A 24,181-nucleotide genomic window follows, 5' to 3' on the forward strand; every position below is an offset into this window, starting at 1 on the left:
CGGCCGCCTCATCGAGCGGCCGAAATGTGATTTACGCAATAATGCGGGGCCGCGTCAGCGCGGCCACCAGCAGACGACGCTGCGCGTGACCCGCGCGGCGCCGGAGGAGGCGGTCCTCATCTGCATGGACAGGAGACTACCGCAAAACCGAGACGTAGTGTGACCGCATGAGTCGTACGCCGCAGTTCTCGTCCGTCCAGGAGGTCCGCGACCGGCTGTCGTCGACCGGCTACCTGCCGGACGACGCGACCGCCACCAGCGTGTTCCTGGCCGGTCAGCTCGGCAAGCCGCTGCTGGTCGAGGGGCCGGCCGGTGTCGGCAAGACCGAGCTGGCCAAGGCCGTCGCCGCCGCGACCGGGTCGCAGCTCGTACGCCTGCAGTGCTACGAGGGCATCGACGAGGCGCGCGCTCTTTACGAGTGGAACTATCGAAAACAGCTCCTGCGCATCCAGGCCGCCGGCGACGAGCGCAGTTGGGACTCGACGCACGACGAGATCTTCAGCGCGGAGTTTCTGCTGGAGCGGCCGTTGCTGGCGGCGATCCGGCGTACGGAGCCGACCGTGCTGCTGGTCGACGAGACGGACAAGGCCGACGTCGAGGTCGAGGCACTGCTGTTGGAGGTGCTGTCGGAGTTTCAGGTGACGGTGCCCGAGCTCGGCACGATCGCCGCGTCGACGCGGCCTTTCGTCGTACTCACCTCGAACGCGACCCGCGAGCTGTCCGAGGCACTGCGCCGCCGCTGCCTCTATGTCCACATTGGATATCCGAGCGCCGAGCGCGAGCTGGAGATCGTGCTGGCACGGGTGCCGCAGGCGCCGGCCGACCTGGCCGAGCAGATCGTCCGCACGGTGCACGCCTTGCGTGAGATGGAGCTGAAAAAGTCGCCGTCGATCGCCGAGACGCTGGACTGGGTGCACACGTTGTTGGCGCTCGGCCTGGACACGCTCGACTCGGCGACCGTACGCGCGACCCTCGGCACCGTCACCAAACACGCGAGCGACGCGGAAAAAGCCGCTCGGATGCTGAAACTTGGCTGACGTCGGCGCGCACCAGGTGGGCGAGGGACTTTTCGGTCTGCTCGTCCAGTTCGCACGCGCTCTGCGAAACTCCGGCATTCCGGTGTCGGCGTCGGAGGAGATCGACGCCACCGCCGTGACCGCCGCGGTCGACCTGACGCAGCGCTGGCAGCTGCGCGAAGGCCTCGCCGCGGCCATGGTCAAGAATCCCCAGCATCGCAGGACTTTCGACGTCATCTTCGACATCTGGTTTCCGTCCGCGTCCGGCGCTCCATCCACTGTGGACAGACAGTTGCGCGGCGACGAGTCCGATGTGGACGAGCTGCGCCGGCGGCTCACCGAGGCATTGTTGCGCGGCGACGAGGACGATCTGCGGCGGGTCGCCGAGCAGGCGGTGGCGAGCCTCGGCCGGCAGTCCGCCGGGCCGGGACGGCAGTCGTGGTTTTCCTACCGCGTGATGCGGCAGATGTCGCCGGAGACGCTGATTTCCACGCTGCTGGCCGACATGCTGCGCCGGCCGGACACCGACGAGCCGCCGTCTGCGATGGACGAGATGGTCGCGCGCGCGACGATTTCCGACCGTACGGCGCGTTTTCGCAGGCAGGTCGAGGCGGAGACGCGGCGGCGGCTGGTCGAGGAGCGTGGCGCCGACACGGTGGCGCGGCACGCGGTGCCGGCGCTGGCCGACCAGGTCGATTTTCTCCGCGCCACCAGGGACGATCTGGCCGAGCTGCGGCGTACGGTGCAGCCGCTGGCGCGCCGGCTGGCGGCGCGGTTGGCGATCCGCCGCCGGCATCCGCGCCGCGGCCGCCTCGACATCCGCCGCACCGTACGCGCGTCGCTCGCGACCGGTGGCGCGCCGGTCGTCACGCATTTCCGTCCACGCCGTCCGCACAAGCCCGAACTCGTCGTCCTGTGCGATGTTTCCGGCTCGACCGCGTCCTTCGCGCATTTCACGCTGTTGCTGACCCGTGCTTTGCGCGAGCAGTTCGCGAAACTCCGCGCCTTCGCCTTTGTCGACGGCTGCGACGAGATCACCCGCTTTCTGGGACCTGACATCGAGCTGCCGGACGCGGTGAGCCGGTTGATGTCCGAAGCGCGGGTCGTCCAGTTTGACGGCCACAGCGACTATGGCCGCGCGTTCGAGACGTTCGAGGACAACTGGCCGGACGCCGTCGGACCGAACACCTCGTTGCTGATTCTCGGTGACGCGCGTACGAACTTCCGCGATCCTGGCCTGGCATCGCTGAAAAACCTGGTCTCCTCGGCTCGCCAGGCATTCTGGCTGAATCCGGAGCCGCGCCGGCACTGGGACAGTGGTGACTCGGTGGCCGGCCAGTACGCCGAAGTCCTACCAATGGTGGAATGCCGTAACGCGTCGCAGCTGGCGCATTTCGTCCAACAGCTCCTGCCACACTAGCCGGCGCATGCTCGTGCATCTGCAGGTGCAATGCAGTGTATGGCAATCGCGGTGAGTGGCCGCGAGTCGTGCGACGATGCTGGTTCGGCACCAGCGACGGGGGCAGGTGATCGGCGATGTCGGACGACGCGGCACGTGGTCAGAGACTTTTCGCGCGTGCGCAGCTGGCCGCGGACAAGGCGCGAGCCAGGATGGCCGTACGCCAGGTGCAGCGGCTGGTCCCGGACGACTCCTCGGAGTGTTACTCGATAAGTGTCGTCGCCGACAAGGCGGAAAATCGACACCTGCTGCTGTCGACAAGCCGCCGTGGCGGCAACATCCTGCCGAGCGTCCAGGCATGGATCAACGCGCAGGAGGAGAAAATCGAGGTCGCGTCGCATCCGGGCCTGGCGGACGCGGAAGTACGCAGTATCCGCCACCTGGAGCGGCGCCGCCAAACCGATCCGAAAGCGCGAGACGCCGAATTGCGTATCACCGCTATCGCGGCTGGCAGGCTCATCTGTCCGCCATGCGAAGATGAGATGCTGGCGGAGGGGATCGCGCCAGCCTCGCGGACGTGGCGAGAGTGGCAGAGAACGCAGGGCGGACACGCACCTCCGCCTGCCGGTCCCGATCCGCGCGCGTCGCGCGCGGCGCGGGAAACCCAAAACTGGCATGACCGGAGAAAGCAGGGCCCGAAGAAATGAGCCGATCCCGACTGGCGATGACCAACGAGGCGCTCGCGACCGCGCTCGCGGCCGCCGACGACGGCACGAAGCGTGCCGTCGGAGTGTCGATGGTGGAGTGGATAAACCAGCTCGCTCAGGTCGGCGAGGTCGAGGCGGCGCTTGTGCAGCTTCGTGCCGGCAAAGTGGCCAACCAGGCCGTACGCGCCGAGTTGCGGCGGCTGGCGTACGCGGCGGACAAGCTCGGCACCGATGCCGACGATGCCGGCGACGAGCAGGCCGGTGAGGTGTATTTCCATCGGGCGCGAGCGCTGTTCGCAGCGTTTTTCGCGGCGTCGGAGGACGTCGAGGAAGCCAGCCAGGAGCCGGCGTACGAAGCGTTCACCATCGATCCCGAGCACACCGAGCGCGCGGTGAGGTCACGGCTCAAACCGTGAGCTCCTCTGGAAAGCCGGTCCAGCGCAGGTCGACGGTCAGGTGGTTCATGTCGTTGAAGACGATCAGCGACGGCGGCCGGTCCGGCCGGTAGAGGATCACGGTGAGGCCGCAGTTGGCCTGGTTGAGGCCCATCCAGCGGGCCGGCGGCGCGTCCAGCGCCTGGCTGACGAACCAGGCCACCAGGAAGTTGTGCGTGACGACCAGCTCGTACGTGTCGTCCTTGGTCGGCTGCGTAAACCGTTCCAGCGCCGCGCGCGCCAGCGGCGGACCGTCGGCGAGGTCGTCGGCGCCGAAAGCGTCGATGAAGTCCGCGTACGGCTTTGGCAGCGTGCCGGGCTCCGGCACGTACGGCACGTAGTCGCCGACGATCTCGTCCGCGGTCACCGCAACACCAGGCAGTGCCTCGGAAACCAGCGCCGCGGTGGCCGCCGCGCGTGGCAGCGGACTGTGGTGGATCGCCGAGAACGGGACGTGTTTCAGCCGCTGCGCCAGCAGCGCGGCCTGTCGCCGGCCGGCGTCGGTGAGCTCACCGTCCGCGCCGGCGTCGCCGTGCCTTGCCAGGTACAGAAACCGGTAAGCCATCGGCAAAGCTTGGCATGCGGCGGTCAGCGACCGTGCGGCGGGACGCTCTCCTCACGCCGAGTGAGCGACCGCGCGGCGTTGCCAAACTGCCGCAGCCGCTGCGTGATGGTCTGGCCAACCTCCCACTCGAAGCGACCGCCACCGAATGATGGCGCTCGTCGACGCGCAGGAAGCGGATCTTGAGCCTTACGCCGGCGATTGTCTCCTCGACCTGGTCGGTCGGCCGCGCGTCGAATACGGAGTTGACATAACCGCGAATTCGGGACGGCCTGGTCGAGGTCAGCGTGATGTGTCCCATGCCGGACTGGGTCGTGACGAATCGCCGGACAGCATCCGCAGCGGTGCGGCGCCATCAGCACCATCCGGTCGACCCGGTCCGGTGTGTCCAGCGCGAGCCGCAGTGCGCAGGAGCCGCCGTCGTTGCTGGCTTTCGTGCGTCGTTTCCGCGATACGCCTACAACGGGCCGCCGGCCGGCTGGTTTTCAAGCTCTTCCAACCATACTGACCGGCGGCGCCGCCTTTCTCAGGACTGGACGAGCTTGCCGATCGAGAAGGCCTCGTCGACGTACGTGGTCAGGAAGGCCCACGAGACGTTGATGTAGCCGCGGTTACCCCAGCTGGTGCCCCACGAGTTCTCCAACGTCACGCCCTGGCTGTTGTACGCGATGACCGCCATCTCGTGGCCGCCGGCAACCGGGTCCGACCAGTCGTCGCCAGGCATGTAGCTGTAGTCGCTGGCGGTCTGCGCGTCCACGTCCATGAAACTGTTGTGCACCGGCAGGCCGACCGAGACCGGCAGGCCCTGGGCGATCGACTGCTTGACCGCCGCGGTCAGCCGGGAGCCGGTCGGAAGCGTTGTGTAGCCGGAAAGTTGGTAATGTGCGGCGTTCGCGCGCTCGGACGCGTCCGGCTGGGTCGTGTAGTCGTACGGTCCCTGCCAGTAGTCCGCCGCGGTGTCGACGCCCTGCGCTTTCGCCATGTCCAGCGCCACGTCACCGTTGGTGCCCTGGTCGTTGCCGCGCGCGATCTGCGCGTAGATGTACATCGGCGCCATCGGCGCGCCGGAGATGCGCTGCTCGTGCATGAGAATCCCGTAGCCGCTGTGCATGGTGGCCCAGGCGACGCACGACCCGACCTGGCCCTGGTCGCCGGGCGACAGCGCGTACGAGCTGAGGTCATAGCTGTCCGGCACCGCGGCACCGGCTTTCAGTGGCCGCACCGGAAGAGCCGCGGAGCTGACCTTCGGCGTGTGGTCCAGTCGCATGCCCAGACCGTGCTCGTGCGGCTGGGGAGCGGGTGCGGCCAGTGCCATCGCCGGTGTGGTCAGGCTCAGGCAGGCGATCGCGCCGACGGCTGCGGCGCGCAGTGCGACAGTGCGCATGTGCGTCCTTCCGGTGAGTGCGCCGGTCACAGTTTTGGGTGACTTCATGGCGCGGAGAGTGGGATATGTGCCGTTTTGCTGTGGCCTGGAGCAAAAATCACCGCTCTATAGATCGATTTAGTAACCGCTCGTGAGCGCGATGCGCCGGAGCGGTGTGTGAGACTTCGGTGGTGCCGGAGATTTTTCGGCCTCGGCGGCCGAATATTCTTAAGACAGGCTTATGCCGTGTCTCGGAACTACCGGGACCATACGCGGTTTCGGCGCGCTGGTGGAACAATCAGTTGTTATGTGAATTCAACTGAATATAAAGTGTCGACCGGTTTAGAGGTCGCGGGAGCCGGGACATGGACGAGAGTGTGCAGGCCGATGCGTTGCGAGCCGCGCTCGAGCGCGGTCCGTTCCATCGAGCGTTGACGTTGGCGGTGGAGGCCAGTGGCCTCAGCCTTCAGCGACTGCAGCAACGGCTGGCCGACAACGGCGTACGGGTGAGCACGACGACGCTGAGCTACTGGAAGCACGGCCGGAGTCAGCCGGAGCGCGCCGGATCGCTGCAAGGCGTGCAGGTGCTGGAAAAGCTGCTGCGGCTGCCGCCGAACAGCCTCACCAGGCTGCTCGGCGAGCCGCGGCCGCGTGGCCGCTGGCTGGCCGCCGACCGGCAGCCGGAGAAATTCGGTGAGTTCTTCGACGACTCCGAGGTCGCGGAGCGGCTGATGGCCGAGCTCGGCGTGCCGGAGGCGCAGCAGCTCCGGTTGCTCAGCAGCCACGACTGCGTACGCGTCAACCCCGACCGCACGCTGTCCGGTCACACCTCGCGACTGGTCGTACAGGCGACCGCCGACCGGGTCGGCCGCAACTATTTCCTGCACGCCACCGGACATCCGCCGCGGATCGTGACCATGTCGCGTACGCGCCACTGCCGCGTCGGCCGGGTCCGGACGGCACCGGAGGCCGGTTTCGTGGCCATCGAGATCGTCTTCGACCGCGTGCTGAGTCGAGGCGACACCACGATTTACGAATATTTCCTTGAAACCGGCACGAGGGACGACTTCTTCGACCGGATCTTCCGGCATCCGACCGGCCAGTATCTGCTGGAGGTCGAGTTCTCGCCGGAGGCGGTGCCGGCGCGTTGCCTGTCCTATCGCCGGCCGAAACCGGACGAGGACCGTACGGACCTGCGCGAGGTGTGGATCAGCCCGGAGCTGGTCGCGCACGTCGCGTTCACCGGCCTGAGCGCCGGAATCTATGGCATGTGCTGGGAATGGGAATGATCCGCTGCCGGTGACCGCCACCGGTCATCGGCCTGTTCTGCATTGACACATCCACCGTCGCGTGACAGTAATATGTCACGCATCACCAGATCGACTTGGAGCGGCGGTGGCGATTTCCGGCCTTCCTGACCTGGCACCACCGGCAAACCTGCGCGAACAGGTCGTTTCCGCGTTGTCCGCCGCGATCATCTCCGGCGAGCTGGCGCCAGGCGCATTGGTGAGCGTGCCGACACTGGCGGCGCGGTTTGGCGTGTCCGCGACGCCAGTGCGCGAGGCGATGCTCGACCTGGAGCAGCGCGGCTTCGTGGAACCGGTACGCAACAAGGGTTTCCGTGTCACCGAGGTGGTCGAGGCCGACCTGCACGAGATCGTCCAGATCCGCCAACTGGTGGAGGTGCCGGCCACCGCGAGCCTGCGGCTTCCGGCCGACCGGATCGCCGAGTTTCGCGAGAAAGCCGACGCGATCGTGGCCGGCGAGCAGCGGTCCGACCTGACCGCGTATCTGGCCGCGGACGTCGACTTCCACCTGAGTTTGCTGGCGTTGACCGGAAACCGGCGGTTGGTGGCGTTGGTCGCCGACCTGCGTTCGCAGACCAGGATGACCGGCCTCGCGCACATGCTGGGCACCACCGAGCTCGCCGCGTCGGCGGCAGAGCATCACGAGCTGCTCGATTTGTTGGTGGCGGGGAAAACCAGGGACGTGCGTACGCTGATGAGCCGCCATGTCGGCCACGTGCTGGGGTGGTGGGCTGGACGGCCGGAATGAACGTCGTCGTCGTGGGCGCCGGCATCGTCGGCGCGGCCTGTGCGCGCAGCCTCGCCGCCGCCGGATGCATGGTGACCGTGGTCGAGCGCGGCGCACCGGCCGGCGGCACGTCGTCCAGCGGCGAAGGCAACATCCTGCTCTCCGACAAGCTGCCGGGGCCTGAGCTTCTGCTTGCGCGGTACGCCCTTCGGCTCTGGCCGGCGGTCATCGACGAGTTGTCGGCCGAGCTCGAGTTTCCCTCCTTGGAGTTCGAGCGGAAAGGCGGCTTGGTCGTGTCCACGACCGAGGCGCAGCCGCTGCTGGATTTCGCTGCGACACAACGTGAGGCCGGCATCGACGCACGGCCGGTCTCGGTCACCGAGGCGCTGGAGCTTGAGCCCGAGCTGAATCCGGCGATCGTCGCCGCTGTCCACTATCCGGAGGACGCGCAGGTGCAGCCCGCGATCGCGACCGAGGCGTTGCTCGCGTCCGCGCGCCGCCGTGGTGCTCGGATCCTGGCCGGCACCGAGGTTGTCGGTCCGGTGCTCGCCGGTGAGGATTTGGCCGGCGTACGAACGGATTCCGGCGAGCTGCGAGCGGATCGCGTCGTCGTCGCCGCAGGTCCGTGGTCCGGTGAGGTCGCCGAGCGGCTCGGCGTACGGCTGCCGGTTTCGCCGCGCCGCGGCAACATCCTGGTGACCGCGCCGATGCGGCAACGGATTTTCCACAAGGTCTACGACGCGGACTATGTCGGCGTGGTCGAGTCCTCCGACGCCGATCTGCGGACGTCCAGTGTCGTCGAGTCGACCAGAGGGGGCACGGTGCTCATCGGGTCGTCACGCGAACGCGTCGGTTTCGACGATCGCTTGCGCGTACCGGTCTTACGGGAGCTGGCCGCCAAGGCGTTGCGGCTTTTTCCTTTCCTGGCAGGCGTTCCGGTGATCCGCGCATACGGTGGCTTCCGGCCGTACGTGCCCGACCACCTGCCGGTGATCGGCGCGGATCCGCGACTTTCCGGTCTGTGGCACGCGACCGGTCACGAAGGCGCAGGTGTTGGACTGTCGGTGGCCACCGGTGACCTGCTGCGCGATCTGATGCTCGGCAAGCCGCCGGCGATCGATCCGGTGCCGTTTGGTCCTGGACGGTTCGCGTGATCGTTCAGGTGGACGGAAAACCAGTGGCTGGCCGCGATGGGCAGTCCCTCGCAGGTGTGCTGCACGCGGCCGGAATCGTCGCGTGGCGGCAGACGCGCGGCGGCGCTCCTCGCGGGCTTTTCTGTGGCATCGGCGTGTGTTTCGACTGTCTGGTGACGGTCAACGGCGAGCCGGGCGTACGCGCATGCCAGCGCGCCGCGGCCGACGGTGACATTGTCGTGACCGGAGAATCCTGATGCGCGTGCTGGTGATCGGAGCCGGACCGGCCGGGCTGGCGGCCGCCGCGGCGGCGCGCGCGGCCGGAGCTTCGGTGACGTTGCTCGACGCGTACGACCGCGTCGGCGGCCAGTATTGGCGCGGATCTGCCGTGCCGTACGACGAAAACCACGTCAAGGCGGAGGTGTGGACGATCGAGCCGCCGCGGACCGTGCACGCGCTGGTCGGCGGCGAGATGCGGACGTACGAGCCGGACGCGCTCGTCCTGGCGACCGGAGCGCACGACCGCACTTTGCCTTTCCCCGGTTGGGATCTGCCCGGTGTGGTCACCGGCGGCGCGGCCCAGGCATTGGCGAAAAGCGAGGGGACCGCGATCGGGCGCCGGGTCGTCGTCGCCGGCGCCGGCCCGTTTTTGTTGCCGGTCGCCACATCGCTGGCTCGCGTCGGCGCGCGAGTCGTCGGTGTTTACGAGGCGGCGCGGTCGTTTTCCGGCTATGTCGGACTCGACGCGATCGGCAAGTCCGGCGAGTTTCTGTCTTATCTGGCGACGATGGCTCGGCGCCGCATCCCATATCGCGTCGGCAAGGCGGTCGTCGCCGCGAACGGCGTCGACCGGGTCGAGTCGGTGACGGTCGCGTCGGTTGACCGGTTGTGGCGGCCGTTGCCCGGCACGGAACAGCGGATCAGAGTCGATGCCGTTTGTGTCAGCCATGGTTTCACGCCGCGGCTGGAGTTGGCACTGGCGGCCGGATGTGACCTGTCGCCGGACCGCTTTGTGGCTGTCGACAACGCACAACGTACGTCCGTGCCAGGTGTTTTCGCGGCTGGCGAGATAACCGGCATCGGTGGCGCGCAACTCGCACGTGTGGAAGGCGAGATCGCCGGACTCTGCGCGGCAGGCAGCCCGCCACCGGGCAAACTTGTCAGACGACGACAGGCCTTGCGGCGGTTCGCGATGCGGATGGGGAAGGTCCACGCGATCGGCGCCGGCTGGAGGGCCTGGCTGACCGGTGACACCTTGGTGTGCCGATGCGAAGAGGTTTCCTTCGATTTCCTACGGAAAACGCGCGTCGCGTACGGCGATGCCGGCCTGCGGTCGCTGAAACTCGGCACTCGCGCCGGCCTCGGCATCTGCCAGGGACGGATCTGCGGACGTACGGTCGAGGACCTGCTGTCCGCGGCCCCGGACGGTGCCACCACCGACCGCCGTCCGATCGCGATCCCCGTACGCCTTGGAGATCTGGCTTCGGAGAGAGGAAAAGACGATGAGTGATCTGACCGGTGTCGTCGTGGCGACCACGCTGGCGTTCCGGCCGGACAAGTCCGCGCCGGCCGGCCTGGCGGTGGACTACGACCGCTACGCGGCACACTGCGACTGGCTGATCCGCAACGGTTGCCGCGGCATCGGAGCCAACGGATCGCTGGGGGAGTATTCGTCGCTGACCGACGAGGAGCGGCGGAAGGTGGTGCAGACCGCGGTTTCCGCGGTCGACGGCCGGGGAATCGTGATCGCCGGCGCGCACGCGGTCGGCTGGCACCAGGCACAGAAGTGGGCCGAGCTGGCCAAAGAAGACGGTGCCGACGCGGTTTTGCTGCTGCCGCCGATCGTCTACCGCGCGTCGGCGTCGGAAGTCGTTGAACACTATACGAAAGTCGCCGAGGTCGGTCTGCCGATCATGGCGTACAACAATCCGTTCGACACCAAGGTCGACCTGACACCGCACCTGCTCGCCGAGTTGGCGAAGATCCCGGAAGTCGTTGCGGTGAAGGAGTTTTCCGGCGACGCGCGGCGGGTGCTGGAGATCCGTGAGCTGTGCGACCTCGACGTCGTCTCCGGCGCCGACGACCTGTTGTTCGAGACGCTGGTCGACGGCACGGTCGGCTGGTTTGCCGGCTATCCAAACGCGTTTCCGGCCGCGTCGGTGGAGCTCTACGACCTGGTGAGGGCCGGCCGGATCGCCGAGGCGCGAGAGCTCTATCGTCATCTGCTGCCGGCCTTCCGCTGGGACTCGCGCACCGAGTTCGTCCAGGCGATCAAGCTCAGCATGGACATCGTCGGCGAGAGCTACGGTGGACCGACCCGGCCGCCGCGTGGTCCGCTGAGCCAGGAAAACGAGGAGCGCGTACGCGCGGACGTGGCGCGAGCGCTGGAACATCTGAGGACGAGGGACTGAAAATGCGTGCCAGCCGGATGTTCAGCGCCGTCGACTCGCACACCGAAGGCATGCCGACGCGGGTCGTCACCGGCGGCGTCGGCGCCATCCCGGGCGAGACCATGAACGACCGGCGCCGGCATTTCATGTCCACGATGGACGATCTGCGGTTGTTACTGATGAACGAACCGCGCGGCCACTCGGCGATGAGTGGTGCGATCCTGCAGCCGCCGGCGCGCGCGGACGCCGACTGGGGTGTGGTCTTCATCGAGGTGTCCGGCTGTCTACCGATGTGCGGACACGGAACCATCGGCGTGGCAACGGTTCTGGTCGAGACCGGCATGGTGCCGGTGACCGAGCCGGAGACGGTCGTACGGCTGGACACGCCGGCCGGCCTGGTGATCGCGCGTGTCGCCGTACGAGACGGTCGCGCCGAGTCGGTGACGATCGAGAACGTGCCCGCGTACGTCCTGCGGCTCGACGCCGAAGTTTCGGTGCCTGGCATCGGCGCGGTGTCCTACGACCTGGCTTTCGGCGGCAATTTCTACGCGATCGTACGGCTTGAGGACCTCGGCCTGTCGTACGACCGCGCCCACCAGCAGGAGATTTTGCGTGCCGGCCTGGCAATCATGGCGGCCATCAACGAAGCAGACCCGCCGCGGCATCCGGAGATCGCCGGCATCGACGTGTGTCATCACGTGTATTTCGCCGCACCCGGCTCGAATGCGCGGCACTCGCGCCACGCGATGGCGATCCATCCGGGCTGGTTCGACCGGTCGCCGTGCGGCACTGGCACCTCCGCGCGGATGGCGCAGCTGTGGACGCGCGGTGAGCTGCCGCTGGACACCGACTTCGTGAACGAGTCGTTCATCGGCTCGCGGTTCGTCGGCCGGCTGGTCGGGGAGACCTCGGTGGCCGGGCTGCCGGCGGTGCTGCCGACCATCACCGGCCGCGCCTGGGTCACCGGCACCGCGCGATACCTGCTGGACCCGACCGACCCGTTCCCCACCGGCTTCCAGTTCTAACGTGCTGCGCGTCACCAGCGTACGGCCGGTTGAGCTGCGACAATGCACGGATGGCTATCGACGAGCCGGTGGACCGTATCGGGATCATGGGTGGCACGTTCGACCCGATCCACCACGGACACCTGGTGGCGGCCAGCGAGGTCGCCGACCGGTTCGGCCTGGACGAGGTCGTCTTCGTGCCGACCGGCCAGCCGTACTGGAAAGAGGGGATCAGCCCCGCCGAGGACCGCTATCTGATGACCGTCATCGCCACCGCGTCCAACCCGCGGTTTTCGGTGAGCCGGGTCGACATCAACCGGCCGGGGCCGACGTACACCATCGACACGCTGCAGGATTTGCGGGAGATCTACGGCAAAGACGTGCAGATGTTCTTCATCACCGGCGCCGACGCGCTGCCGGCGATCCTGTCCTGGAAAAACCACGAGGAACTGTTCGGCATGGCGCATTTCGTCGGCGTCACCCGGCCCGGTTTCGAGCTGTCCGACCCGAAGCTGCCGGACGACGTGCCGGCCGACTCGGTTTCGCTGATCGAGGTGCCGGCGATGGCGATCTCGTCGACCTCCTGCCGTGAGCGCGTCGCGGCGAAGCGGCCGGTCTGGTATCTCGTGCCGGACGGGGTGGTGCAGTACATCGAGAAGCGCCGGCTCTATCGCGGCGACGGCCCGGGCAACGGCGCCGGCTATCGGTGACCGCCTGTAGTCGGCGTGTTTCTGCTGGTGAGGCTGGAGTGTGGTGCCAGTGACTCCGTCGTGAGCCGCGCATGAGACCCTCGAGCTGCGCAATGTCGTCGTATGAGGAGGCCTGACCGGTGCCGGTGTCCGATCGCGCGCGTCAGCTCGCGCTCTCCGCCGCGCAGGCCGCGGCCGACAAGAAGGCCACCGACGTGGTCATCCTGGACGTGAGCGACCAGCTGGTCATCACCGACGCGTTCCTGATCGCGTCCGCGCCGAACGAGCGCCAGGTCTCGGCCATCGTCGACGCGGTCGAGGAGCGGCTGCGTACGCAACACGACGTCAAGCCGGTCCGGCGCGAAGGCGCACGGGAAGGCCGCTGGGTCCTGCTCGACTTCGTCGATGTCATCGTGCACGTCCAGCACTCCGACGAGCGCGCCTTCTACGCGCTGGAGCGGCTGTGGAAGGACTGCCCCACCATCCCGTTCGTGGACTCGGCGTTGGAGTCGACCGAATGACCTCCGTACGGCTGATCCTCTGGCGGCACGGCCTGACCGGCTGGAACGCGGAGAGCCGGTTCCAGGGGCAGCTCGACCCGCCGCTGTCCGAGACCGGCGTCGCCGAGGCGGAGAAGGCGGCCGAGCTGCTGGCCGCGATGTCGCCGTCGTTGCTGGTCTCCAGCGACCTGCAGCGGGCGCAGCAGACCGCCGCGGCGCTCGCCGAGCGCACCGGCCTGGCCGTACACACCGACGAGCGGCTGCGCGAGCGGCACTGGGGTGACTGGCAGGGCAAGACGCACGCCGAGCTGGCCGAGCACGACTCCGAGGCGTTCGCGATGTGGCAGGCCGGCCGGCAACCGACGGTCAACGGCCGCGAGGACCCTGACGCCGTACGCACGCGGGTCGCCGCCGCGATCCGCAGCGCGGTGACGCGCGTTTCCGACGTGACCGAGGCGACGGTGATCCTGGTGTCGCACGGTGGCGCGATCCGTTACGGCCTGGCCGAGCTGCTGCGCTGGCCGGAGGAGCTGGCGCGTACGGTCAGCGGCCTGCACAACTGCCACTGGGCCCAGCTGCGCACCCGGCCGGTGGTGTCCAGCGACGCGCCGGACGAGTGGGTCCTGTCCGCGTACAACGTCGGTGCCGCCACTCCCTGATGAAGCACGTCCTGGTCTTCGCCGACTCGTTGGCGTTCTACGGGCCGGAGCGTGGCGAGATCAGCACCGACCCTCGGCTGTTCCCGAACGTGATGGCGGCTGAGCTGTCCGCTGGCGGTGTCGCGGTGACCGCCGATCTGGTCGCGCGCGTCGGCTGGACGTCGCGTGACGTGTGGTGGTCGATGACGCGCGACCCGTACGTCTATTCGGTGCTGCTGGCGCGTGCCTCGGCGGTGGTGCTGGCGGTCGGTGGCATGGACTATCTGCCGACGACGGTGCCGACCTGGCTGCGGGAGGGGATCCGCTATCTGCGGCCACCGGCGTTGCGGCGCGCGGTCCGGCAGGCATACCAGCGGACGCAGCCGGTCGCCGCGCTGCGTACGCCGTGGCGCGCGTTGCCGCAGGCGTTGACGGACACCTACCTGACCAACTGCCTCGGTGGCGTGCGCTTCTTCCACCCTGGCGTGCCGGTGGTGGGGATCCTGCCGCCGCCGCACCAGGCCGCCGTCTATGGCTGCGCCTCTGGTGAGCCGCGTGGCCACGGTCCGGCGGTCGCGGCCGCGCGCGCGTGGGGACGGCGGCAGGACGTACCAATGGTCGACCTGCCGCGGATCGTCTGGCCGCACCTGCTGGCCGGTCGCGCCAACCCGGACGGCATGCACTATGGCTGGCAGACGCACGCCGAGATCGGTTCGGCCCTCGCGGCCACCGTACGGTCCTGCTGGGACTAGGGTCGAGGCCATGACTCGGCGGGTTGCGGTGGTCACGGACTCCACGGCCGGCCTGTCCGCCTCGGTCGCCGCCGAGGCCGGCGTACGTGTGGTGCCGCTGACGGTCACCGTCGGCGGCCGGTCCGGCGTCGAAGGCGTCGACGTGACGCCGGCGGACGTGGCGGCGGCTCTCGGCGAGCGGCGGATCTCTGTCGCCACCTCACGGCCGTCCCCGGCCGAGCTCGCGCGCGCATATGCGGATGCGCTGGCCGACGCCTCGGACGTCGTGGCCGTACACCTGTCGAGCAAGCTGTCCGGCACGTACGCGTCGGCGGTCGCCGCGTCGCGCGAGTTCTCCGGCACGGTGTCGGTCGTCGACTCCGGGTCGACCGCGATGGGCCTCGGTTTCCCGGTGCTGGCCGCCGCGGCCGTGGCACGTGACGGCGGCGACGCGGCGGACGTACGCGCTGCCGCCGAGGAGGCCGTGCGGCGTACGACCACGTTGTTTTACGTTGACACGCTGGAATATCTGCGCCGCGGCGGACGTATCGGCGCGGCCGCCGCGTTGGTCGGCACCGCGCTGGCCGTCAAGCCGATTCTCCGCGTCGACACGGCCGGCGTCGCACTTGCCGAACGGGTGCGTACCAGCGCGCGCGGGTTGGCCCGCCTGGAGGAGTTGGCAGTCGAGCTGGCCATAGGACCGGTGAACGTCGCCGTACACCACCTCGCCGCGCCACAACGCGCCGAAACCCTCGCGACCCGGCTGTCCGACCGGCTGCCTCAGGTGAAGGACCTGCTCACCAGCGAGGTCGGCGCCGTCATCGGCGCACACGTCGGCCCCGGCGTCGTAGGCGTCGTCGTCAGCCCCGGCTGACCTGACAGCACGCGATTTTCTCCATGATCGACAGCATCACATTTGGCGATGCGGCGCGAAACTGTCGTACCCCCCTGCCAATCTGGGCCCCCACCCAGATCGGGTGGGGGGTGGGTTCGCGTGGAAACTTAGCTAAGTAAACGCGATTTCCCGCGTGTGACGCGGCATCGCGCATGGCCACCGCATGTGCGATGGATGCCAGTGCCAGGCCCTTGGTGGCTGGCTGGCGCCGTGCTCGCCTGGCTGGTTGGTCGGAGCGCCGGCCAGGAGAGCCCGCGCCTCTTCTGCATCGCCAGTCACATCGGTCACCCGGTGGTGTGGGGGAGGTGGTCGCATGGCCCCCATGCGTGCGTCAGACGCACGCATGGCGTCCATGCGACCACAACATGAACGGCATCTGTCGTGGGTGTGCACCGACGCCGACCCGAAACGAGCCGGACGGCTCATAGCACAGATTTCTCGGCGAGCCGGGTTATCCACACAGCGATCTGTCATCCACAGATTTGCCTTCAGTCGCACCGAAACCCCGCGGCACTCCGTAGCGTTCGAGGCGTGCCACTCCTGCCGCTCCGCCGCACCGCGTCCGAGTCGCTGACCGCGTACGCCCGGTCCCGGCTGTCCGATCTTTTCCCGGACAGCGGGGAAAACGCCGAGCGTCCGGCCGGGATCGACTGGACAGAGCCGAAAAGCCGGTGGCTGCCGCAGGCGTTGCGGGGCGCGCTGGTCAATCCGGGCCGGCGCGGCCTCGCCGCGCTGGTCGCCGTCATGCTGCTCGCCGCCGCGTTGGCCGGCTGGGCCGCCTGGCGGTCCCGGCCGGTCGCCGAGCCGGCCGAGCAGCTCAAGGTCGTCCCGAGCCGCGCGGCCGCCACCGCGCAGCTGGTGGTGGTCGCGGTCGCCGGGAAGGTACGCCGGCCGGGGTTGGTCCGGCTGCCGGCCGGCTCGCGGGTCGCCGACGCCGTCGCGGCGGCCGGCGGAGCGCTGCCAGGCACCGACCTGACCTCGGTCAACCTGGCGCGCAAGCTGGTCGACGGCGAGCAGATCATCGTCGGCACGCCGACGGCTGCCGCCGGTGCCGCGCCGAAGGTCGGCCCGGTCAATCTCAACACCGCCACCGCCGAGCAGCTCGACGCGCTGCCCGGCGTCGGTCCGGTGCTGGCGAAACGTATCGTCGACTACCGCGCGCAGCACGGGCCGTTCGGTTCGGTCGAGCAGCTGCGCGAGGTGTCCGGCATCGGCGCGGCGAAGTTCGCCAGCCTGCGGGGCCAGGTGACGGTGTGACCGAGCACGACGGCCTCGACCTGCGGCTGGCGGCGGTCGGCGCGGGCATCTGGGCCGCGGCGCTCGCCGGCCTGCTGACGAGTCCACCGGTCGCGTTGGCGATCGCGGTCGTCGGCGCCGTCGTGTTTGTGGCAGCAATGTGTGGAAAAGCGCACTGGCTCGGTGTGTTGGCGGCGGCTGCGTTGGGGGTCGCCGGCGGCGGCCTCACCACCTCGGTCCAGCTGTTGCCGCGCGACACCGGCCCGATCCCGGTGTTGGCCGCCGACCGCGCCGAGGTGAGCGTGGTCGGTACGGTCCAGGACGATCCTCGGCCGATCCGCTCCGCCGCCGCACCGAGCTATCTGGTGCCGATCGGCGTCAGCGAGCTGCGTACGTCCGGCCGCCGGCTCGCGCTCGGCGCGTCGGTGCTGGTCTTCGGCGCGGATCGGCGGTGGCTCGGTCTGCTGCCCGGGCAGCGGCTTCGGGTGTCCGGCCGGCTCGGACCGCCAGGCAGTGTGGCGGTCACCGCCGCCACGCTGACCGCCGCCGGCCCGCCGACCTTGATCGGTGCGCCGCCGTACGTCCAAACCGCCGCTGGCGGGCTGCGCGCCGGCCTCCGCCAGGCCTGCGACCCGCTGCCGGACCCACAGGGTGGCTTGCTGCCGGGACTGGTCGTCGGCGACACGAGCACCCTCGACCCGCAGGTCGCTGAGGACTTCCGGCTGACCGGCATGACGCACCTGACCGCGGTGTCCGGCTCCAACTGCGCCATCGTGTCCGGCGTCGTGCTGCTGCTCTGTCGCCGGCTGCGAGCGCGACCAACGGTCGCGGCCGTCTGCGCGGCCGTCGCGTTGGCCGGCTTCGTCGTGCTGGCGCGGCCCTCCCCGAGCGTGCTGAGAGCGGCGGTGATGGGTGGCCTCGCGCTGGTCGCGCTGGCGTCCGGCCGGCCGCGTTCCGCGTTGCCGGCGCTGTGCGCGACCATCGGCCTGCTGATCCTGCTCGACGCGGGACAGGCGGCCTCGGCGGGTTTCGTCCTGTCCGTGTTGGCGACCGCCGGTCTGCTGGTCGTTGCTCCAGGCTGGCGAGACGCGTTGCGCAGCCGGCGCGTTCCGGCCGGCATCGCCGAAGGCATCGCGGTGCCGGCCGCGGCACAGCTCGCCTGCGCGCCGGTGATCGCCGGCATGTCCGGGACGGTCGGCCTGGTCGCGGTCCCGGCCAACCTGCTGGCCGTGCCGGCGGTGGCGCCGGCGACCGTGCTCGGCGTGCTGGCCGCACTCGTCTCGCCGGTCGCGCCGCCGGTCGCCGCGGTCCTGGCGTGGTGCGCCTCCTGGCCGGCGCTGTGGCTGGTCACCATCGCCGACATCGGGGCCAACATCCCCGGTGGTGTGCTGCCGTGGCCGTCCGGCCTATCGGGCGCGCTGCTCCTGCTGGTCGTCCTGCTCGTTGTCCTCGCGGCCGGCCGGATCGCCTGGATACGCCGGGCGGCGGCCGCGGTGATCGTGGTCGTCATCCTGGTGGTGGTGCCGATCCGGGTGGTCGCGCCGGGCTGGCCACCGGTCGGCTGGCAATTGGTCGGCTGTGCGGTCGGTCAGGGTGACGCGATCGTGCTGCGGGTGGCCGCGCTCACCGCGGTCGTCATCGACACCGGACCGGAGCCGGTGGCGGTGGACGGCTGCCTGCGCCGGCTGGACATCCAGGTGATCCCGGTGCTGCTGCTCAGCCATCTGCATGCCGACCACGTCGGAGGCATCGAAGGGGCCGTACGCGGCCGGCAGGTCGGCGTGGTGCTGGTGGGGCGATACCGGCTGCCAGGCACCGGTGAGCAGACCCTGGAGACAGCCGTGAGTCGCCACCACCTGCGGGTGGTCACCGTGCAGCCAGGCGACCAGTATCAGGTCGGCCCGGTCGGCCTGCGCGTGCTCGGCCCGTCGGCCACCATCCGCGGCACTCGGTCCGACCCCAACAACAACTCGCTGATGGTGCTGGCCGACCTCGCCGGCACCACCGTGCTGCTGCCTGGCGACGCCGAGCGCGAGGAGGAAGACGCCATCCTGTCGGCCGGCGCCGCCGTACGGGCCGACGTGCTCAAGGTGCCGCACCACGGCTCGATGTACAGCGACCCGAGGTTCATCGACACGGTCGCACCGGCCGTCGCGATCGTGGAGGTGGGGCTGGGCAACGACTACGGCCATCCGAGTCCAGGCGTGCTGCTGCACCTGCGCCGGATCGGCGCACAGGTCTGGCGCACCGACCTCGATGGCGACGTGGCGGTGGTACGGCAGGACGGCCGGCTCGCCGGCGTCGCTCGCGGCACCGACCCAGTGGCACGCTCGCCATGACCACCGCGAGAGTGGTGTTTGGGCGGTCGCTGCTGACCGTCAAACATCACCCCTACGTGGGGCCGGTCAGGCAGGATGGCGGCGTGGCGAAGAAGATGCGCGAGTCGCGCCTGTCGATCAAGTCGCACAGCTCGTTGCTGAGCATCGGGTCGTCGCGGTCCATCCTGTCGATCGGATCGAGCGGGTCGATCCTCTCGATCGGGTCGACCGGCTCGGTCCTGTCGATCGGCTCGGTCGGATCGGCCGGTTCGGTGCTGTCGATCGGCTCGTTCGCCTGCGTCGCCGGCTTCGCGTCGGCGCTGTCGATCGCGTCGATCCTGTCCTGGCGATCCCGCCGCGGTGTGCTGGCCAAGCCTCGATCCGCGAACGACGCAGGTCCACGGATCGAGGCTAAGCGGTAGCCGCGAGATAGCCCTCGGCCAGCCAGTCCAGCAGCTCCTCGTCGACGTCGTCGAGGCTGGTGAGCTTGATGACGTGCCAGGTCTGCTCAGGCATCCGGAAACACCGCGAAACGCGCGGATGGTCGATCGTACGGGGCAGCGCCAGCGCCAGCTGGAGTGACCGCGCCTTCGGCCGGACCTCGGCGATCTTCCGGTCGCTCTTGAGGAAGACGCCAACCTTGACGGCGTCGGCGTGCAGCGGTCCGAGCGAGTCGAGATGCTCCTCGATCGCGCGATAGATCCGCAGATAGTGCGGCGGCCACGGCGCGAACGTCTCCTCGACCGTGCAGCCTGGCACGCACACATGCGACTGGTTCGTACGGCCGAACTCGCGGTCGCACTGTGGACACACCCATCGAGCCATGAATGCGATGATCGTTCACCCAGACACCCGACACCCGACGAACGGCCCGACTATCCGCCTGTGTCGCGCATGGCGGGTGCCGGCATGCGACGATGCAGCCGTGCCTCCGAACACCGCACCAGCACACGACCTGGCCGACTCCGGCGACCTGCTCGCGCCGGTACGGCTGGTGGTCGGCGACGAGGAGCTGCTGGTTTCCCGCGCCGTGCAGGACGTCGTCGCGGCCGTGCAGCGGCGCGAGGCGTCCGCGGAAATCCAGCACCTGCAGGCAAACGAGCTCGCGCCGGTGCAGCTGGACGAGCTGCTCGGGCCGTCGCTGTTCGGTGGCGAGCGAGTGGTGGTCGTGCACGCCGGCCAGGACGGCACCAAGGAGCTGACGGCCGCGCTGGTGAGCTACGCGGCCGACCCGGTCGAAGGGACCGTGCTGGTCGTCGAGCACTCCGGCGGCGCGAAGCAGAAGGCGCTCGTCGAGGGTCTCAAGAAAGCCGGCGCGGTGGTCGTGCCGTGCGCGAAGGTGACCAAGCAGGGCGACCGGACGGCGTTCGTACGCGCCGAGATCGCGCGCAACGGCGGCAAGGCCGGCAAAGACGTGCTCGGCCTGATCCTGGAGAGCGTCGGCAACGACCTGCGCGAGCTGGCCACCGCGTGCGCGCAGCTGGTGGTCGACTCCGGCGGCGCGGTCGACGCCGCCGCTGTACGCCGCTATCACCGCGGCCGAGCCGAGGTCACCGGCTTCACCGTCGCCGACGCGGCGGTCGCCGGCAACACCGTCGAGGCGTTGCAGGCACTGCGCTGGGCCGAGTCGTTGGGCGTGGCGCCGGTGCTGATCGCCGACGCGCTGGCCGACGGCATCCGTACGATCGCGCGCGTCAACGGCGCTCGCCGCGGCAGCGCATACCAGCTGGCCAGCCAGCTCGGCATGCCACCCTGGAAGGTGGAGCGCGCGCAGCGCCAGGGCCGCGGCTGGACCGACGATGGCCTGGCCACCGCGATGCGGGTGGCGGCGGCGCTGAACGCGGACGTGAAAGGTGTCGCGCAGGACGAGCAGTACGCGCTGGAGCGCGCCGTACTGGCCATCGCGGCGGCGAAAGGAAGTCGGTGATGGCGAAGAAATCCCGCCGGCCGCCGGAGCGGCGGACCATCTACGCGAAGGTGCTCCGGCTCAAGACGATCAACCCGGGACCGGTCTGGTCGTTCCTGTTCTTCGAGGTGGCCATCGCGGTCGGCATCGTGCTCGCGCTGCTCGGCTTCGTGTCCTGGTGGGGTGTGCTGGTGTTGCCGCTGGCGATCGCGGCGATGGTCAAGCTCAACGACGTCGTCGCCACCGCGACCGAGCGCTCGATCAAGACGCCCCCGGAGCCGGAACCGGAGCCAGAGCCACAGCCAGCGCAGCCACCGCCGTCCGGCATGTCAGCGGCGCGCGAGCACCGCAAGGCCCAGCGTGAGCGCGTACGCGAGGAGAAACGGCTCGCCCGCGAGGAGCAGAAGGCGCAGGGCCGTGGTCCGGTCAGCGACGACACCGCGGTGATCCCGGCCGACCCGTCCCTGTACGCGCGCCCGCGAAGCGAGCACACCCAGGTCATCCCGGTCGTCACCGATCCGCCGAGCCAGCGCAAGGACGACGGCGAGACCGAGGCGACCCAGCAGCTGCCGGTGGTGCCGGACGAGCTCGACGACTTCATGAGCGACATCCGCGGCAACCGGCCGCCGCCATGGGATCCGGCCGCCGAGCAGGGCGCGCCGGAGGAGGCGCTCAGCGGCAACCGCCGGCGCGGCCGCAAACAGCGATAGAGACACGAAAAGGAGCCACCCCGACGATCGGGTGGCTCCTGGTGACGCGCGGTGCTTAGAGCTTGTCGGCTGCCTGCGCCATCGCGGACTTCTTGTTGGCCGCCTGGTTCTGGTGGATGACACCCTTGCTGGCGGCCTTGTCCAGCGCGCGCGAGGCGATCCGCAGCTGCGCGGTCGCGGCTTCCTTGTCGCCGGTCGCGGCGGCTTCCCGGAAGCGCCGGATCGCGGTCTTCAGCGAGGACTTCACCGCTTTGTTGCGCTGGTGCGCCTTCTCGTTGGTCTTGATCCGCTTGATCTGGGACTTGATGTTCGCCACGCGTTAGCCTCGGGTCGTCTGTCGGGGTTTCGGGTCTTGGCGTGTGCCGGCAACGGCACAACGCACGCGATTAGCCAGGATAGACCACGCGGTTCGTACGCTCCAATCCGCCTCCGGGTCAGGCGGGGGCGGCATGGGAGAATGGAGCCTTACGCCTGACCACCCTGAGGAAGCCCGTTGACCCATCTGCCCGGATCGACCGACCCCGAGCTGATTCGCAACTTCTGCATCATCGCTCACATCGACCACGGCAAGTCCACGCTTGCCGACCGCATGCTGCAGAAAACCGGTGTGGTGCCGGAGCGGGCCATGCGCGCGCAGTACCTCGACCGGATGGACATCGAGCGCGAGCGCGGCATCACGATCAAGAGCCAGGCCGTGCGCATGCCGTGGCAGAGCGCCGGCTCCGAGTACGTGCTGAACATGATCGACACACCTGGCCACGTCGACTTCACTTACGAGGTGTCCCGCAGCCTGGCCGCCTGCGAAGGTGCGGTGCTGCTGGTCGACGCGGCGCAGGGGATCGAGGCGCAGACGCTGGCCAACCTCTACCTCGCGCTGGAAGCCGACCTACACGTCATCCCGGTGCTCAACAAGATCGACCTGCCGGCCGCGCAGCCGGAGCGCTATGCCGAGGAGCTGGCACACCTGATCGGCTGTGAGCCGAGCGACTGCCTGCGGGTCTCCGGCAAGACCGGCGAAGGCGTGGAGGCGCTGCTCGACCAGATCGTCAAGCAGGTGCCGCCGCCGGTCGGCGACTCCGGCGGCCCGGCGCGCGCGATGATCTTCGACTCGGTGTACGACATCTACCGCGGCGTCGTCACCTACGTCCGTGTCGTCGACGGCAAGCTGTCCGCGCGAGAGCGGATCCGGATGATGTCCACCGGCGCGACCCACGAGCTGCTGGAGCTCGGCGTGATCTCGCCGGAGCCGGTGGCCTCCGACGCGATCGGCGCCGGCGAGGTGGGCTACCTGATCACCGGTGTGAAGGACGTGCGCCAGTCGCGGGTCGGTGACACCGTGACGACGCAGGTGAAGCCGGCGACCGAGCCGCTGTCCGGCTATTCCGACCCCAAGCCGATGGTGTTCTCCGGCCTCTATCCGATCGACGGCTCCGACTATCCGGACCTGCGCGAGGCACTGGAGAAGCTGCGGCTCAACGACGCGGCGCTGGTGTACGAGCCGGAGACCTCGGTGGCGCTCGGCTTCGGTTTCCGCTGCGGCTTCCTCGGCCTGCTGCACCTGGAGATCATCCGCGAACGGCTGGAGCGCGAGTTCGACCTCGACCTGATCGCCACCGCGCCCAACGTGGTCTACCGGGTCGAGATGGAGGACGGCGCGGAGCACACCGTCACCAACCCGAGCGAGTTTCCGGCCGGCAAGATCGCGGCCGTGTACGAGCCGGTCGTACGCGCGACGATCCTCGCCCCGAGTGACTACATCGGCGCGATCATGGAGCTCTGCCAGTCGCGCCGCGGGGTGCTCGGCGGCATGGACTACCTGTCCGAGGAGCGCGTCGAGCTGCGTTACACGCTGCCGCTGGCGGAGATCATCTTCGACTTCTTCGACCAGCTCAAGTCGCGGACGAAGGGTTACGCGAGCCTGGACTACGAGCCGACCGGCGAGCAGGAGGCGGCGCTGGTCAAGGTCGACATCCTGCTGCAGGGGGAGACGGTCGACGCGTTCAGCGCGATCGTGCACAAGGACAAGGCTTACGCGTACGGCGTGTCCATGACGCAGCGGCTGCGCGAGCTGATCCCGCGGCAGCAGTTCGAGGTGCCGATCCAGGCGGCGGTCGGCAGCCGGGTGATCGCGCGCGAGAACATCCGGGCGATCCGCAAGGACGTGCTGTCCAAGTGCTACGGCGGTGACATCACCCGTAAGCGCAAGCTGCTGGAGAAGCAGAAGGAAGGCAAGAAGCGGATGAAGATGGTCGGCCGGGTGGAGGTCCCGCAGGAGGCCTTCATCGCCGCCCTCTCCACCTCCGACACCCCCAAGAAGTAAGTGGCCGCAGGGTCGCCCTGCGTGCGCTGGTCTTGAGTTTTAGCCCCCTGGGTTGGCTGCCCATCCGGGTCATCGTCGGGCAGTGCAGCGACCAGGGTGATGTCCTTTCAGCTAGATGCACGAAACACGGCTTTCACGTCTGCGTGACCGCCGGCCCCTGTGGTGGGTGTGACTGCTGAGGCGAGTAATGCTGTTG

General features: G+C 69.1%; 26 protein-coding genes. 22 read left to right on the forward strand and 4 right to left on the reverse strand.

Translation table 11 applies throughout. The features are described from left to right. Nucleotides 1-167 precede the first annotated feature (167 nt). The 4 genes from GNX95_RS26095 to GNX95_RS26110 all read left to right on the forward strand — a co-directional run bounded on the left by GNX95_RS26095 (nucleotide 168) and on the right by GNX95_RS26110 (nucleotide 3,538). Nucleotides 168-1,037 (forward strand): AAA family ATPase, encoded by an 870-nt coding sequence (locus tag GNX95_RS26095; protein ID WP_163509997.1) that lies wholly within the window; start codon nucleotides 168-170, stop codon nucleotides 1,035-1,037. Next, nucleotides 1,030-2,436 carry a VWA domain-containing protein gene (locus GNX95_RS26100; protein ID WP_222853885.1) on the forward strand — a complete coding sequence of 469 codons (1,407 nt, stop codon included), beginning with the start codon at nucleotides 1,030-1,032 and terminating at the stop codon, nucleotides 2,434-2,436. The genes GNX95_RS26095 and GNX95_RS26100 overlap by 8 nt, the downstream gene beginning before the upstream one ends. A 116-nt stretch (nucleotides 2,437-2,552) precedes the next feature. Continuing rightward, nucleotides 2,553-3,122 (forward strand): hypothetical protein, encoded by a 570-nt coding sequence (locus GNX95_RS26105; protein ID WP_163509998.1) that lies wholly within the window; start codon nucleotides 2,553-2,555, stop codon nucleotides 3,120-3,122. Beyond that, nucleotides 3,119-3,538 (forward strand): hypothetical protein, encoded by a 420-nt coding sequence (locus tag GNX95_RS26110; protein WP_163509999.1) that lies wholly within the window; start codon nucleotides 3,119-3,121, stop codon nucleotides 3,536-3,538. Before GNX95_RS26105 ends, GNX95_RS26110 begins: the two co-directional genes overlap by 4 nt. Here the strand turns inward: GNX95_RS26110 and GNX95_RS26115 are convergent. Both GNX95_RS26115 and GNX95_RS26120 read right to left on the reverse strand, forming a co-directional pair. Then, entirely contained in the window at nucleotides 3,528-4,121 is a 594-nt protein-coding gene (locus tag GNX95_RS26115; protein WP_163510000.1) for a histidine phosphatase family protein, read from the reverse strand. The two genes, GNX95_RS26110 and GNX95_RS26115, sit on opposite strands and share 11 nt — an antisense overlap. Nucleotides 4,122-4,644: 523 nt before the next feature. Further along, the gene (locus GNX95_RS26120; protein WP_222853886.1) at nucleotides 4,645-5,502 is read right to left on the reverse strand and encodes a C1 family peptidase; all 858 of its coding nucleotides are present in this window, start codon (nucleotides 5,500-5,502) and stop codon (nucleotides 4,645-4,647) included. Between the two features lie 344 nt (nucleotides 5,503-5,846). On the opposite strand from GNX95_RS26120, the gene GNX95_RS26125 reads away from it, so the two are divergent. The 15 genes from GNX95_RS26125 to GNX95_RS26195 all read left to right on the forward strand — a co-directional run bounded on the left by GNX95_RS26125 (nucleotide 5,847) and on the right by GNX95_RS26195 (nucleotide 19,471). After that, on the forward strand, nucleotides 5,847-6,770 hold the full coding sequence (locus GNX95_RS26125; RefSeq protein ID WP_163510002.1) for a hypothetical protein: 924 nt from the start codon (nucleotides 5,847-5,849) through the stop codon (nucleotides 6,768-6,770). Between the two features lie 106 nt (nucleotides 6,771-6,876). Then, complete coding sequence (locus GNX95_RS26130; protein ID WP_163510003.1) at nucleotides 6,877-7,536, forward strand: GntR family transcriptional regulator; 660 nt, start codon at nucleotides 6,877-6,879, stop codon at nucleotides 7,534-7,536. Next, a complete protein-coding gene (locus GNX95_RS26135) occupies nucleotides 7,533-8,669 on the forward strand; it encodes an NAD(P)/FAD-dependent oxidoreductase (protein WP_163510004.1) in 1,137 nt (378 codons plus the stop codon). The genes GNX95_RS26130 and GNX95_RS26135 overlap by 4 nt, the downstream gene beginning before the upstream one ends. Further along, a complete protein-coding gene (locus GNX95_RS26140) occupies nucleotides 8,666-8,905 on the forward strand; it encodes a (2Fe-2S)-binding protein (RefSeq protein ID WP_163510005.1) in 240 nt (79 codons plus the stop codon). Before GNX95_RS26135 ends, GNX95_RS26140 begins: the two co-directional genes overlap by 4 nt. Next, nucleotides 8,905-10,158 carry an FAD-dependent oxidoreductase gene (locus GNX95_RS26145; RefSeq protein ID WP_163510006.1) on the forward strand — a complete coding sequence of 418 codons (1,254 nt, stop codon included), beginning with the start codon at nucleotides 8,905-8,907 and terminating at the stop codon, nucleotides 10,156-10,158. The genes GNX95_RS26140 and GNX95_RS26145 overlap by 1 nt, the downstream gene beginning before the upstream one ends. Further along, nucleotides 10,151-11,059, forward strand: a complete 909-nt coding sequence (locus GNX95_RS26150) for a dihydrodipicolinate synthase family protein (protein WP_163510007.1) — start codon at nucleotides 10,151-10,153, stop codon at nucleotides 11,057-11,059. The genes GNX95_RS26145 and GNX95_RS26150 overlap by 8 nt, the downstream gene beginning before the upstream one ends. Before the next feature lie 2 nt (nucleotides 11,060-11,061). Further along, nucleotides 11,062-12,063, forward strand: a complete 1,002-nt coding sequence (locus tag GNX95_RS26155; RefSeq protein ID WP_163510008.1) for a proline racemase family protein — start codon at nucleotides 11,062-11,064, stop codon at nucleotides 12,061-12,063. Nucleotides 12,064-12,113: 50 nt separating this feature from the next. Next, nucleotides 12,114-12,752: a nicotinate-nucleotide adenylyltransferase gene (gene nadD / locus GNX95_RS26160; RefSeq protein WP_246281731.1), complete on the forward strand. Its 639-nt coding sequence runs from the start codon at nucleotides 12,114-12,116 to the stop codon at nucleotides 12,750-12,752. 119 nt (nucleotides 12,753-12,871) lie between these two features. Next, nucleotides 12,872-13,252: a ribosome silencing factor gene (rsfS, locus tag GNX95_RS26165; RefSeq protein WP_163510009.1), complete on the forward strand. Its 381-nt coding sequence runs from the start codon at nucleotides 12,872-12,874 to the stop codon at nucleotides 13,250-13,252. Further along, nucleotides 13,249-13,890, forward strand: a complete 642-nt coding sequence (locus GNX95_RS26170) for a histidine phosphatase family protein (RefSeq protein ID WP_163510010.1) — start codon at nucleotides 13,249-13,251, stop codon at nucleotides 13,888-13,890. The genes rsfS and GNX95_RS26170 overlap by 4 nt, the downstream gene beginning before the upstream one ends. Next, nucleotides 13,890-14,621 carry a diglucosylglycerate octanoyltransferase gene (gene octT, locus GNX95_RS26175; RefSeq protein WP_163510011.1) on the forward strand — a complete coding sequence of 244 codons (732 nt, stop codon included), beginning with the start codon at nucleotides 13,890-13,892 and terminating at the stop codon, nucleotides 14,619-14,621. The genes GNX95_RS26170 and octT overlap by 1 nt, the downstream gene beginning before the upstream one ends. Before the next feature lie 10 nt (nucleotides 14,622-14,631). Further along, nucleotides 14,632-15,474 (forward strand): DegV family protein, encoded by an 843-nt coding sequence (locus GNX95_RS26180; RefSeq protein ID WP_163510012.1) that lies wholly within the window; start codon nucleotides 14,632-14,634, stop codon nucleotides 15,472-15,474. 552 nt (nucleotides 15,475-16,026) lie between these two features. Continuing rightward, entirely contained in the window at nucleotides 16,027-16,752 is a 726-nt protein-coding gene (locus tag GNX95_RS26185; protein WP_246281732.1) for a ComEA family DNA-binding protein, read from the forward strand. Then, nucleotides 16,749-19,070: a ComEC/Rec2 family competence protein gene (locus tag GNX95_RS26190; RefSeq protein ID WP_163510013.1), complete on the forward strand. Its 2,322-nt coding sequence runs from the start codon at nucleotides 16,749-16,751 to the stop codon at nucleotides 19,068-19,070. The genes GNX95_RS26185 and GNX95_RS26190 overlap by 4 nt, the downstream gene beginning before the upstream one ends. A 95-nt stretch (nucleotides 19,071-19,165) precedes the next feature. Then, the gene (locus tag GNX95_RS26195; protein ID WP_163510235.1) at nucleotides 19,166-19,471 is read left to right on the forward strand and encodes a hypothetical protein; all 306 of its coding nucleotides are present in this window, start codon (nucleotides 19,166-19,168) and stop codon (nucleotides 19,469-19,471) included. Here the strand turns inward: GNX95_RS26195 and GNX95_RS26200 are convergent. Continuing rightward, nucleotides 19,461-19,874: a DUF5655 domain-containing protein gene (locus GNX95_RS26200; RefSeq protein ID WP_163510014.1), complete on the reverse strand. Its 414-nt coding sequence runs from the start codon at nucleotides 19,872-19,874 to the stop codon at nucleotides 19,461-19,463. The genes GNX95_RS26195 and GNX95_RS26200 overlap by 11 nt on opposite strands. A gap of 100 nt (nucleotides 19,875-19,974) precedes the next feature. Between GNX95_RS26200 and holA the strand changes: the two genes are divergently transcribed. Together holA and GNX95_RS26210 are read left to right on the forward strand one after the other, a co-directional pair. Next, nucleotides 19,975-20,976: a DNA polymerase III subunit delta gene (gene holA / locus GNX95_RS26205; protein ID WP_246281733.1), complete on the forward strand. Its 1,002-nt coding sequence runs from the start codon at nucleotides 19,975-19,977 to the stop codon at nucleotides 20,974-20,976. Continuing rightward, nucleotides 20,976-21,665, forward strand: coding sequence for a hypothetical protein (locus GNX95_RS26210; RefSeq protein ID WP_163510016.1), 690 nt, complete (start codon nucleotides 20,976-20,978; stop codon nucleotides 21,663-21,665). Before holA ends, GNX95_RS26210 begins: the two co-directional genes overlap by 1 nt. A 55-nt stretch (nucleotides 21,666-21,720) precedes the next feature. On the opposite strand, the gene rpsT is transcribed toward GNX95_RS26210, so the two are convergent. Next, on the reverse strand, nucleotides 21,721-21,981 hold the full coding sequence (rpsT, locus tag GNX95_RS26215) for a 30S ribosomal protein S20 (RefSeq protein WP_163510017.1): 261 nt from the start codon (nucleotides 21,979-21,981) through the stop codon (nucleotides 21,721-21,723). Nucleotides 21,982-22,158: 177 nt separating this feature from the next. Between rpsT and lepA the strand changes: the two genes are divergently transcribed. Continuing rightward, complete coding sequence (gene lepA / locus GNX95_RS26220; protein WP_163510018.1) at nucleotides 22,159-23,985, forward strand: translation elongation factor 4; 1,827 nt, start codon at nucleotides 22,159-22,161, stop codon at nucleotides 23,983-23,985. Nucleotides 23,986-24,181 lie beyond the last annotated feature (196 nt).

Origin of the sequence: Fodinicola acaciae, assembly GCF_010993745.1 — a bacterium.
GTDB lineage: Bacteria > Actinomycetota > Actinomycetes > Mycobacteriales > HKI-0501 > Fodinicola > Fodinicola acaciae.